This is a genomic window from Sulfoacidibacillus thermotolerans, assembly GCF_003144315.1.
Lineage (GTDB): Bacteria > Bacillota > Bacilli > Alicyclobacillales > SLC66 > Sulfoacidibacillus > Sulfoacidibacillus thermotolerans.
Window position 1 is genome coordinate 1 of sequence record NZ_MPDK01000002.1, and the last position, 12,314, is coordinate 12,314.

General features: G+C 51.2%; 7 protein-coding genes and 3 rRNA genes. All 10 read left to right on the plus strand.

Annotation, left to right across the window (positions count from 1 at the left end; genetic code table 11):
- Positions 1-112 precede the first annotated feature (112 nt).
- The 10 genes from BM613_RS00335 to radA all read left to right on the plus strand — a co-directional run bounded on the left by BM613_RS00335 (position 113) and on the right by radA (position 12,307).
- A 16S ribosomal RNA gene (locus BM613_RS00335) occupies positions 113-1,655 on the plus strand.
- Positions 1,656-1,852: 197 nt separating this feature from the next.
- Positions 1,853-4,801, plus strand: a 23S ribosomal RNA gene (locus tag BM613_RS00340).
- Between the two features lie 95 nt (positions 4,802-4,896).
- Positions 4,897-5,013: ribosomal RNA gene (gene rrf / locus BM613_RS00345) — 5S ribosomal RNA — on the plus strand.
- The 16S, 23S and 5S rRNA genes sit together here, the layout of an rRNA operon.
- Positions 5,014-5,122: 109 nt before the next feature.
- Positions 5,123-5,575: an HAD family hydrolase gene (locus BM613_RS00350; RefSeq protein WP_181362792.1), complete on the plus strand. Its 453-nt coding sequence runs from the start codon at positions 5,123-5,125 to the stop codon at positions 5,573-5,575.
- 9 nt (positions 5,576-5,584) lie between these two features.
- Positions 5,585-5,782, plus strand: coding sequence for an HAD family hydrolase (locus BM613_RS00355; RefSeq protein ID WP_281267796.1), 198 nt, complete (start codon positions 5,585-5,587; stop codon positions 5,780-5,782).
- A 188-nt stretch (positions 5,783-5,970) separates the two neighbouring features.
- Positions 5,971-6,447 (plus strand): CtsR family transcriptional regulator, encoded by a 477-nt coding sequence (locus BM613_RS00360; protein ID WP_109429182.1) that lies wholly within the window; start codon positions 5,971-5,973, stop codon positions 6,445-6,447.
- A 132-nt stretch (positions 6,448-6,579) separates the two neighbouring features.
- Positions 6,580-7,098, plus strand: coding sequence for a UvrB/UvrC motif-containing protein (locus tag BM613_RS00365; RefSeq protein WP_109429183.1), 519 nt, complete (start codon positions 6,580-6,582; stop codon positions 7,096-7,098).
- 78 nt (positions 7,099-7,176) lie between these two features.
- Entirely contained in the window at positions 7,177-8,247 is a 1,071-nt protein-coding gene (gene mcsB, locus BM613_RS00370; protein WP_109429184.1) for a protein arginine kinase, read from the plus strand.
- An 81-nt stretch (positions 8,248-8,328) separates the two neighbouring features.
- Positions 8,329-10,773 carry an ATP-dependent Clp protease ATP-binding subunit gene (locus BM613_RS00375; RefSeq protein ID WP_109429185.1) on the plus strand — a complete coding sequence of 815 codons (2,445 nt, stop codon included), beginning with the start codon at positions 8,329-8,331 and terminating at the stop codon, positions 10,771-10,773.
- A 154-nt stretch (positions 10,774-10,927) separates the two neighbouring features.
- Positions 10,928-12,307: a DNA repair protein RadA gene (radA, locus tag BM613_RS00380; RefSeq protein ID WP_109429186.1), complete on the plus strand. Its 1,380-nt coding sequence runs from the start codon at positions 10,928-10,930 to the stop codon at positions 12,305-12,307.
- Positions 12,308-12,314: the final 7 nt, after the last annotated feature.

Below are 12,314 nucleotides of genomic sequence, written 5' to 3' on the forward strand. Positions count from 1 at the left end.
TATGCTATATTACTCGATGTCGCCGCGAGCGGCGGCGCAAGAAGGTAGCGAGTTGATCCTTGAAAACTAAATGCAAGAAGAGACGGACGACGAAAAGAGCACGGAAGCGACATGATTTAAGAGTTTGATCCTGGCTCAGGACGAACGCTGGCGGCGTGCCTAATACATGCAAGTCGAGCGGATGGATGTAACAATCCATGAGCGGCGGACGGGTGAGTAACACGTGGGTAACCTACCTTTTAGACGGGGATAACGCCTGGAAACGGGTGCTAATCCCGGATGGGATCTTTCTTCGCATGAAGGAGGAAGGAAAGGCGCAGACAAGCGCTGCTAAGAGATGGGCCCGCGGCGCATTAGCTAGTTGGTGGGGTAAAGGCTCACCAAGGCGACGATGCGTAGCCGACCTGAGAGGGTGACCGGCCACACTGGGACTGAGACACGGCCCAGACTCCTACGGGAGGCAGCAGTAGGGAATCTTCCGCAATGGGCGAAAGCCTGACGGAGCAACGCCGTGTGAGCGAAGACGGTCTTCGGATTGTAAAGCTCTGTCATTTGGGACGAGAGGCATGGAGAGGGAATGCTCGATGTGAGACGGTACCAAAGGAGGAAGCCCCGGCTAACTACGTGCCAGCAGCCGCGGTAATACGTAGGGGGCAAGCGTTGTCCGGAATGACTGGGCGTAAAGCGCGCGCAGGCGGTTTCTTGCGTCTGAGGTGAAAGGCCAGGGCTCAACCCTGGGATGGCCTTGGAAACGGGGGAACTTGAGGGTCGGAGAGGCAAGGGGAATTCCACGTGTAGCGGTGAAATGCGTAGAGATGTGGAGGAATACCAGTGGCGAAGGCGCCTTGCTGGACGAAACCTGACGCTGAGGCGCGAAGGCGTGGGGAGCAAACAGGATTAGATACCCTGGTAGTCCACGCGGTAAACGATGAGTGCTAGGTGTCGGAGGGTACCACCTCCGGTGCCGAAGGAAACCCAATAAGCACTCCGCCTGGGGAGTACGGTCGCAAGACTGAAACTCAAAGGAATTGACGGGGGCCCGCACAAGCAGTGGAGCATGTGGTTTAATTCGAAGCAACGCGAAGAACCTTACCAGGGCTTGACATCGGCGTGACCGGATCTGAGAAGATCCCTCCCCTTTGGGGCACGCTAGACAGGTGGTGCATGGTTGTCGTCAGCTCGTGTCGTGAGATGTTGGGTTAAGTCCCGCAACGAGCGCAACCCTTGATCTGTGTTACCAGCACGTAGAGGTGGGGACTCACAGATGACTGCCGGTGACAAACCGGAGGAAGGCGGGGATGACGTCAAATCATCATGCCCCTTATGTCCTGGGCGACACACGTGCTACAATGGGCGGTACAACGGGAAGCGAAGCTGCGAAGTGGAGCGAACCCCGAAAAGCCGTTCGTAGTTCGGATTGCAGGCTGCAACTCGCCTGCATGAAGCCGGAATTGCTAGTAATCGCGGATCAGCATGCCGCGGTGAATACGTTCCCGGGCCTTGTACACACCGCCCGTCACACCACGAGAGTGGGTAACACCCGAAGTCGGTGAGGTAACCCGCGAGGGGGCCAGCCGCCGAAGGTGGGATTCGCGATTGGGGTGAAGTCGTAACAAGGTAGCCGTATCGGAAGGTGCGGCTGGATCACCTCCTTTCTAAGGAAGTAAGCCTAAAGAGGGCAGAAGCGGACGATCTCTTACTTGCATTTAGTTTTGAAGGATGGACGCAGGGGGAAAGACCTGCGGCGACCTTCAGGGGTTCCTTGACAACTAGAGGTGAAACATAGGAGCGCACGAGGCGACGGGGAACCGGAGCGCGAGCGCAAAGAGAAGGTAAGGCAAGCGTAGGATGAGGATAAGATAGGAAGGGCGCACGGAGGATGCCTAGGCGCTAGGTGCCGAAGAAGGACGGGGCGAACACCGATATGCCTCGGGGAGCCGTACGCAGGCGAAGATCCGAGGATTTCCGAATGGGGGAACCTCTCTTTCGAAGGAAAGAGACCGGTAACTGAATGCATAGGTTACACGGAGGGCACCGGGGGAACTGAAACATCTCAGTACCCCGAGGAAAAGAAAACAAACGTGATTTTCCAAGTAGCGGCGAGCGAACGGGAAAGAGCCTAAACCAATTACGTGATACAGCGTGCAAGCGATGCGGGATTGGGGTAGTGGGGCAATTCGTAGGGGCCATGCACAGGTTCCACAGGGGAGAGTCAGCGTAGACAAACGGCATGGGAAGGCCGGCCAGAGAGGGTGAGAGCCCCGTCGTCGAAACGCTGAGAGAAGCTGAGAATTGACCCCGAGTAGGGCGGGACACGAGGAATCCCGTTTGAATCAGGGAGGACCACCTCCTAAGGCTAAATACAACCTAGCGACCGATAGTGAAGAAGTACCGTGAGGGAAAGGTGAAAAGGACCGCGGGAGCGGAGTGAAAGAGAACCTGAAACCGTGTGCTTACAAGCAGTTGGAGTCCCGCAAGGGATGACAGCGTGCCTTTTGTAGAATGAACCGGCGAGTGTCGATGGCAAGCGAGGTTAAGGGAGAGATTCCGGAGCCGGAGCGAAAGCGCGTCTGAAGAGGGCGGGAGTTTGCCGACGACGACCCGAAACCGTGTGATCTACCCCTGACCAGGGTGAAGTGGCGGTAACACGCTATGGAGGCCCGAACCCACTGACGTTGAAAAGTCAGGGGATGAGTTGGGGGTAGGGGAGAAATTCCAATCGAACACGGAGATAGCTGGTTCTCCCCGAAATCGCTTTAGGGCGAGCGTCAAGGGCGATGCAAGGTGGAGGTAGAGCACGGATTGGGCTAGGGGCCTGCAGAAGGTTACCGAACCCAGTCAAACTCCGAATGCCAGACTTGTAGCCTTGGCAGTCAGACTGCGAGTGCTAAGATCCGTAGTCAAGAGGGAAACAGCCCAGACCAACAGCTAAGGTCCCGAAGTGCCAGTTAAGTGGGAAACGATGTGGCGGTGCATAGACAACCAGGATGTTGGCTTAGAAGCAGCCACCATTGAAAGAGTGCGTAATAGCTCACTGGTCGAGTGACGCTGCGCGGAAAATGTAACGGGGCTAAACTGGACACCGAAGCTATGGATAGGAAACTATGGTAGGGGAGCGTTCCAAGGGCGGAGAAGGTGAGCTGGGAAGCGAGCTGGAGCGCTTGGAAGTGAGAATGCCGGTATGAGTAGCGAAAAGACCAGTGAGAATCTGGTCCGCCGAAAGCCTAAGGGTTCCTGGGGAAGGCTCGTCCACCCAGGGTAAGTCGGGACCTAAGCGGAGGCCGAGAGGCGTACGCGATGGACAACGGGTAGAGATTCCCGTACCACAGGCGTCTGCATGACCGAAGGGGGGACGCAGGGGCGCAAGGAGAGCGGCCGGATGGAAGAGGCCGTCTAACACGTAAGGGGGTCGTGCAGGGAAAACCGCACGGCGAGAACTCTGAGCGTGGAAGGGGAGCGAAGAGAAGTAGCGAAGCTCCGGAGCGCGAACTGCCAAGAAAAGCCTCTAGGGAGGACGCAAGTGCCCGTACCGGAAACCGACACAGGTAGGCGAGGAGAGGATCCTCAGGCGCGCGGGAGAACTCTCGTTAAGGAACTCTGCAAAATGGCCCCGTAACTTCGGGAGAAGGGGCGCTGATGCGAGTCAGCCGCAGTGAAAAGGCCCAAGCGACTGTTTAGCAAAAACACAGGTCTCTGCAAAGCCGAAAGGCGACGTATAGGGGCTGACGCCTGCCCGGTGCTGGAAGGTTAAGAGGAGGGGTCAGCCGCAAGGCGAAGCTCTGAATTGAAGCCCCAGTAAACGGCGGCCGTAACTATAACGGTCCTAAGGTAGCGAAATTCCTTGTCAGGTAAGTTCTGACCCGCACGAATGGCGTAACGACTTGGGCGCTGTCTCAACGAGAGACCCGGTGAAATTGTAATACCTGTGAAGATGCAGGTTACCCGCGGCTAGACGGAAAGACCCCGTGGAGCTTGACTGTAGCTTGATATGGAGGAAGGGTACGTCATGTACAGGATAGGTGGGAGGCGAAGAAGTCAGGGCGCAAGCCTTGGTGGAGCCGACGTTGGGATACCACCCTTGAGGTACTTTTCTTCTCACTTGGCGCCCTGAAGCGGGCGTAAGGACAGTGTCAGGTGGGCAGTTTGACTGGGGCGGTCGCCTCCTAAAGAGTAACGGAGGCGCCCAAAGGTTCCCTCAGCGCGGTTGGAAATCGCGCGGTGCGTGCAAAGGCAAAAGGGAGCTTGACTGCGAGACGGACAGGTCGAGCAGGGACGAAAGTCGGGCTTAGTGATCCGGCGGTGCCAGGTGGAAGGGCCGTCGCTCAACGGATAAAAGCTACCCCGGGGATAACAGGCTGATCTCCCCCAAGAGTCCACATCGACGGGGAGGTTTGGCACCTCGATGTCGGCTCATCGCATCCTGGGGCTGAAGTCGGTCCCAAGGGTTGGGCTGTTCGCCCATTAAAGCGGTACGCGAGCTGGGTTCAGAACGTCGTGAGACAGTTCGGTCCCTATCTGCCGCGGGCGTAGGAGATGTGAGAGGCGTCGTCCTTAGTACGAGAGGACCGGGACGAACCGACCGCTGGTGTTCCAGTTGTGCCGCCAGGTGCAGCGCTGGGTAGCCAAGTCGGGCCGGGATAAGCGCTGAAAGCATCTAAGCGCGAAGCCTCCCTCAAGATGACATCTCCCGCTCGGTAAAACGAGGGAAGACCCCTTGAAGAACACAAGGTCAATCGGTCCGGTGTGGAAGCACGGCGACGTGTGGAGCAGACGGATGCGAATCGGTCGAGGGCTTATCCTCACGAAAATCTATCCTGTGCAAGTCACCTCTAGTTGTGAAGGAATCCGCAAGGATTTCGCTCAGGGGCACCTGAGAAGATCAGGGGCCTTGAGACGTCTGGTGATGATGGCGGAGGGGACACACCCGTACCCATCCCGAACACGACGGTTAAGCCCTCCAGCGCCGATGGTACTTGGACCGCAGGGTCCTGGGAGAGTAGGTCGTTGCCAGACAACATCGATACACTACGCAAAAGGCACACGCAAAGTAACAGAGCGTGTGCCTTTAAGTTGTTATAATGATAACGTTTCTTATGTTATGAACAACTTTGGAGGTGCTTGTATGAGTAAACAATTGTGGTTATTTGATATGGATGGGACGTTATTTGAGACGGAGCGTGTGGCAATTCCTGCATTTCACGAGGTGTTTGTTAAACTGAGAAGCGAAGGATTGGAAATTCCGGAAAAGATCACAGATAAGCAAATCACGGGTGTGTTTGGGTATACCCATGAGCGGATATGGGCTGAGTTATTTGGACGTTCACTGAATCAACAGGAACAGGCACTGGCTGATGAGTTGTTATTAAAAGCTGAGTTGGAGTTGATTGCTAAAGGGCAGGGAGTTCTTTATCCGGAAGTGAAAGAAACGCTTTGGCAACTACGGGAACTTGGTGCATCGTTGGCGGTAGCGAGTAACGGAATGCCAGATTATATTGCGGCAATCGTGGATTATTTTGAGCTTCGGGATTTCTTTGTAGGGCTCTATACAGCGGGTGGCTATCAAGTGAACTCATAGGTAGATTTAGTGCGCATCGCTTGCAAGGATATTGCTCATGAGCAGGGCTTTATGGTGGGGGACCGCTTAACTGATGTAGAGGCCGGTCGGCAAAATGGATTATATGTGATCGGATGTGCTTTTGGTTTTGCGCAAGCAGAGGAATTTGCAGGGGCGGATCGCATAGTAAAAAAGTTTTCGGAGATTCTAACCATGTCGGGCATGTGACGACATGGTTTTTTCATTAGGATTTTTCTTGATATGATGAGATAAGTACAGTGAGTGGTTGAGACGCTAAATAAAGAAAAAAATTTACCAATATGATCGTCAGGATATTTACAATGGGCATTTGGTTGAATATAATTAAGCCGTAAGGTCAAATAAAGTCAAAGTCAGAGGTGGTGGATCTTGGGAACGTGAGAAGCACAGCGGATCTCATTGAAGCCTATCTGTCCGACCTGCTTGCGAAGAGTGCAAATGGTGTAATTGAAGTACAGCGGAGTGATTTGGCTGAACTTTTCTCTTGTGTACCTTCGCAGATTAATTATGTGATTGCGACTCGGTTTACTCTGGAACGCGGATACATCGTCGAGTCAAAGCGAGGCGGCGGAGGATATATTCGCATTCGGCGCGCAGCGACGGTGGATTTAAGCGAGATGAAACAATTGATTCGCGATGTTGGTGATCGCATTGCGCAGAGGGAAGCAGAAGGAATTTTGTGGCGCCTTGAAACGGATGGAGTCTTGTCGTCAAGAGAAGCATCGATGTTAAGGACGGCCATCTCGCGCGACGTATTAGTCCTTCCACTCCCTGAACGTGATATGTTACGTGCGCGGTTATTAGCAGCGATGCTGGCAGCCGTATATATGCATCGTGATGGTAAATCAGGGTAAGCAGCGCTATTTAAACAGGTTATCCACAACTTATTCACACCATGTGTATAACCTGTGGATTGAAGAAGAAATTGTCGACACTTAATCAAACAGTTAGATGAGTTTGTCCTTTAGTAAGGAAGGTGACGAGCCATGCTCTGTGAACAATGTGGACAGCGGCCAGCAACTGTACATTATACGGAGATTGTACAGGGGAAGAAAAATGAATACCATTTGTGCGAAGTGTGCGCAAGCCAGAAGGGGCAAGCTGCCTACCAAGCATTAGCAGGTCCCTTTTCTGTAAATCAGTTGCTGTCAGGGTTACTGCATTTTGATTCGAGCGTAGCCCCACGGTCAGATGCACCAGCTCCACGATGTGAACACTGTGGGCTTACATTTCAGCAATTTGTCAAAATGGGTCAATTCGGATGTGAGCATTGCTACGAAACATTTTCTGAGCAATTGGGTCCACTTTTAAAGCGAGTACAAAGTGCTGATCACCATACAGGGAAAATTCCTAAACGAAGAGGCGGAGCGATGACGCTGCGGCGAGAATTAAGCCAATTGCGTAAAGAACTGCAACTCAGCGTTTTAGAGGAACGATTTGAGGAAGCTGCGCAACTGCGCGATCGCATCCGCAGCTTAGAGCAACAAATTGGCAGTGATGCGTAAATCATTTTCACGCGTGCTACCAGACACTCAAATTTAAGTGTACTTTAGAACTTTTGTTGCAGACAGGAGGTTGTCTGTATGTCATTGAGCGATTTCTTATCGCAGGCGTCGAGTAAGTGGTTACGCGATGAGGGTCCAGAATCTGATATTGTCATCAGTAGTCGTGTGCGGATTGCGCGTAATCTGACGGGCTATGTTTTTCCTCTGATCGCATCAGAAAGTGATAAACAGGCTGTACTTCAAACAGTGGAAAAAGCAGTAGAGCAACCACAAGTAAAGCAACTTGGGCATTTTGAAATTCTGAAAATGAATGATTTAAGCCCTGTAGAGCAAGCGGTGCTAGTAGAAAAACACTTGGTAAGCCCAGCGTTAATCGAGTCTTCGGGATCCGCCGTCATTTTGCGTGATGACGAGGAACTCGGTGTTATGGTGAATGAAGAGGATCACTTGCGTATGCAGTGTCTACTTCCGGGATATCAATTGGATGCCGCTTATGCGCTTGCTGATCGATTAGATGATGCACTAGAAACGAGTCTCGATTATGCGTTTGATGAGACGAAAGGATATCTCACTGCTTGTCCAACGAACGTCGGGACAGGAATGCGCGCATCTGTGATGGTGCATTTGCCAGCGCTTGTTTTGACAGGCAGCATTCAGCGGATTTTGTCAGCCGTAACGCATGTGGGTCTCGCTGTGCGCGGTATTTATGGAGAAGGCACGGATGCGCTGGGAAATCTGTTTCAAATTTCTAACCAGATTACACTTGGGCAGAGCGAGCAAGAAATTCTGAGTAACTTACATGGTGTCGTGAAACAAATCATCGATCATGAACGCACAGCACGTCAGCATTTACTCCAGCAAAGTAAAGATCCAATCGAAGATCGCGTGTGCCGATCGTTTGGAATTCTTGCTTATGCGCGACAGATTGACTCGAAAGAAGCGATGCAGCGTCTGTCAGATGTGAGATTAGGGATTGATTTGGGGATTATTAAGGGCGTTTCCGCAAATATTCTAAAAGAACTGATGGTGGCAACACAACCGGGGTTCTTGCAGAAATACTACGGGCATGAAATGAATCCAGGAGAGCGCGATGTCAAGCGGGCTTCATTGATTCGCGAACGTTTGCGCATGGATCAGGTGCAATCGTAACGATTTGAAAGATCTTTTTTAAGTGTAAAAAGTACACAATGACTTTGATTAAAATGGATAGGAAAGAAATGGGGGATTAACATGTTATTCAATCGCTTTACTGAAAGGGCGCAAAAAGTGTTGACACTTGCGCATGAAGAAGCGGTGCGTCTTGGGCATCCAGGAGTTGGGACAGAGCATATATTACTTGGTCTTGTCAAAGAGGGAGAGGGCATTGCTGCCAAGGCATTACTCAGTTTAGGGGTTACAGGCGATAAAATTCAGCGCGAAGTAGAAAAAATTATTGGCCGTGGCCCAGGCAATACTACGGGGACGACTTATACGCCGCGCGCAAAGAAAGTAATCGAGTTGTCAATGGATGAGGCGCGCAAGCTAGGTCACAACTATATTGGGACAGAGCACATTTTGCTTGGATTGATTCGTGAAGGAGAAGGTATTGCTGCTCGCGTCTTGGGTAATCTTGGGATCAACTTATCGAAGGCTCGACAGACCGTATTGCAGCTACTTGGTGCGGATTCACCTGAGAGCAATTCTGAGGCGGGGACGCCTGCTGCAAGCACACCGACTCTTGATAGTTTAGCTCGCGATTTGACTGCATTGGCGCGAGATTCCAAATTGGATCCAGTGATTGGGCGCGCTTCTGAAATTGAACGCGTTATTCAAGTTTTATCGCGGCGGACCAAAAACAATCCTGTCTTGATTGGTGAACCTGGTGTTGGTAAAACAGCAATCGCAGAAGGACTTGCTCAGCGTATCGTATCAAACGAAATCCCTGAGACGTTACGCAATAAACGCGTGATGGTTCTTGATATGGGGACCGTTGTTGCAGGTACAAAATATCGCGGTGAATTTGAAGATCGACTCAAGAAGATCATGGATGAAATACGTAACGCAGGAAATGTGATTTTGTTTATTGATGAGTTGCACACTTTAATCGGAGCTGGTGGTGCAGAAGGAGCGATTGACGCATCTAATATATTAAAGCCTGCGCTTGCACGAGGAGAACTGCAATGTATCGGAGCGACAACGCTAGATGAGTATCGCAAGCACATTGAAAAAGATGCGGCGTTAGAGCGGAGATTTCAGCCCATTAAAGTGGATCAGCCGACGGCTGATGAAGCGGTTCAAATTTTGTATGGCTTACGTGACCGGTATGAAGCACATCATCGGGTAAAAATTACCGATGCGGCTGTGGAAGCAGCGGTGCGGCTGTCGGATCGGTATATTACAGATCGTTTTTTGCCGGATAAGGCGATTGACTTGATTGATGAAGCAGCTTCGCGCGTACGATTACGCACATATACAGCGCCTCCTAATTTAAAGGACCTTGAAGTGCGACTAGAAGAAATTCGTTCGGAAAAGGATTCGGCCATTCAGGCACAAGAATTTGAGTTGGCAGCATCTTTGCGCGATCAAGAACAAAAGTTGCGCGATGAATTGGAGCGGCGCCGGCTAGAGTGGCAACAACGTCAAGATTCGCATGATGTCGCTGTTACAGAGGAAGACATTGCAGAGATTGTCTCTACGTGGACGGGAATTCCTGTGAAGAAACTGGCCGAGGCGGAATCGACAAGGTTACTCAATATGGAGAAGTTATTGCATGAGCGTGTAATTGGTCAAAATGAAGCGGTGGAAGCAGTGAGTCGCGCCATTCGACGTGCACGTGCTGGTTTGAAAGATCCAAAACGTCCGATCGGCTCTTTTATCTTTCTCGGCCCTACTGGAGTTGGGAAAACGGAATTGGCCCGCGCCTTGGCGGAAGCAATGTTTGGTGATGAGGATGCGATGATTCGCGTTGACATGTCAGAATTTATGGAGAGACATACTACGGCTCGGTTAGTTGGAGCGCCTCCAGGATATGTCGGTTATGAAGAAGGTGGGCAGTTAACGGAAAAAGTACGGCGCAAGCCCTATTCTGTCGTCTTGCTCGATGAAATTGAAAAGGCGCATCCGGAAGTCTTTAACATTTTATTGCAGGCGCTTGATGATGGACGTCTGACAGATGGGAAAGGACGAACTGTTGATTTTCGCAATACGGTCATTATCATGACGTCCAACGTGGGAGCGCAAATGATCCGTAAAGGTGGGCCGCTCGGCTTTACGAGTAATCATGATAGTGCGTATCTCGACATGAAGGATCGTGTGATGGAAGAATTAAAGAAGACATTCCGTCCTGAATTTTTAAATCGGATTGATGATCTGATCGTCTTTCATCCGCTCGAACAAGCGGATATTGCTCAAATTGTCACTTTGCTTGCGAAAGAACTCGGGCAGCGTCTGGAAGAGTATGGTCTGCGCCTAAGGTTGACGGAAGCTGCGAAAGACTTTTTGGCAAAAGAGGGTTTTGATCCTCAATATGGCGCTCGACCACTTAAGCGCGCGATGCAGCGACATATTGAAGACAAACTCTCTGAAGCGTTGCTTGCAGGAACGATTGCAAGTGGTGACGAGGTGGAAATTGATGTCGATCCAGCCGGCGGATTACAGGTGAAACGGCTCTCGCCGCAACCGCTACAGTCGCAGTAATTGCGATTAAAACCATTGATAGTTGGGGTTATGGCAAGAACTTAAAAGGATTGTGATGAAACGGTCGCAAGGCGGGATCATGCTCCTCTTGCGGCCGTTTTCCTCCTTAATTTTACTAGCCAATTTTTGTGTCCTCATGTATAGTGGAGGCGTTATGAAAAAGCAAAAGACGAAATTTGTTTGTCAAGAGTGCCAAACAGAAAGTCCGAAGTGGCTTGGACGTTGTCCGGGTTGTGGCGGCTGGGGTACGATGATTGAGGAAGTTATCCAGGTTGCTTCTGTACGAGGTGTGGATTCAGCACATCATGTGTTAAAATCCAGTTCACCGATGCGTTTACATGAAGTTGAAACTGCAGAGACGTTGCGCTTTTCTACAGGAAGTGCTGAGTTTGATCGAGCGCTTGGTGGTGGCATTATTCCGGGAGAAGTATTTCTTGTTGGCGGGGATCCAGGAATCGGGAAATCAACTTTATTGTTACAAACTGCTCAACTCGTTGCGCGTGCAGAATGGATTGTTCTCTATGTGACGGGTGAAGAATCTGTGCAACAAGTGCGATTGCGGGCTCAGCGATTGGGGGCGTTGCACGATGCGCTCTATGTTTTGGCAGAGACAGATGTCGATGTGATTGCAGAGCATGTGCATGCGCTTGGCCCACATTTATTGATCGTCGATTCAATTCAAACGATGTCACGCGCGCACATTCAGAGTGCTCCAGGCAGCAGTCAACAGGTGCGAGAGTGCACGATGGCGCTATTGCGACTCGCAAAGGAGCGAAACCTTGCGACTTGCATCGTTGGACATGTGACAAAAGATGGGACGATTGCGGGACCGCGACTGATGGAACACATGGTGGATGCTGTGTTTTATTTTGAAGGGGACCGCAATCAGCGCTTTCGGATATTGCGTGCCGTAAAAAATCGATTTGGTTCGACGAATGAGATTGGCGTTTTTGATATGCAATCAGGCGGGCTTGTTGACGTACTTAGTCCATCTGAAATATTTTTGGCGGAACGTTCTCGTGGTGTAGCTGGATCTGCTGTTGTAAGTAGTCTTGAAGGAACGCGGCCCATGCTCATTGAGGTGCAGGCGCTTGTGACGCCGACGGCGTTCGGGACGCCGCGGAGAATGGCTTCAGGTGTAGATTATAACAGGGTATCTCTGCTTATGGCTGTTTTGGAGAAGCGCTTGGGGTTATATCTTCAAAGCCAGGACGCATATGTCAATGTAGTAGGTGGAGTACGGATGGATGAACCAGCAGTGGATCTTGGCATTGCAGTTGCCATTGCCTCAAGTTTCAAAGATGAACCCATCCGTTCCGGAATTGTCCTCATTGGCGAAGTTGGCCTAACGGGTGAAGTGAGGGCTGTGACACACTTAGAGAAGCGGATTTCGGAAGCTGCCAAACTTGGCTTTTCGCGCGTGCTAGCACCACTTGGAAACATGAAGCGAGCAGATTCGTCGATTGCTTCTGAAATCGAAGTGATTGGGGTTCATTCACTTCAAGAAGCTTTGCGCTTAGCGCTAGGAGGGTGAGAAAGTG

Coding starts and splice junctions, on each gene's coding strand:
- BM613_RS00350 (WP_181362792.1), top strand. CDS start 5,123: ATGAGTAAACAATTGTGGTTATTTGATATGGATGGGACGTTATTTGAG.
- BM613_RS00365 (WP_109429183.1), top strand. CDS start 6,580: ATGCTCTGTGAACAATGTGGACAGCGGCCAGCAACTGTACATTATACG.
- mcsB (WP_109429184.1), top strand. CDS start 7,177: ATGTCATTGAGCGATTTCTTATCGCAGGCGTCGAGTAAGTGGTTACGC.
- BM613_RS00375 (WP_109429185.1), top strand. CDS start 8,329: ATGTTATTCAATCGCTTTACTGAAAGGGCGCAAAAAGTGTTGACACTT.
- radA (WP_109429186.1), top strand. CDS start 10,928: ATGAAAAAGCAAAAGACGAAATTTGTTTGTCAAGAGTGCCAAACAGAA.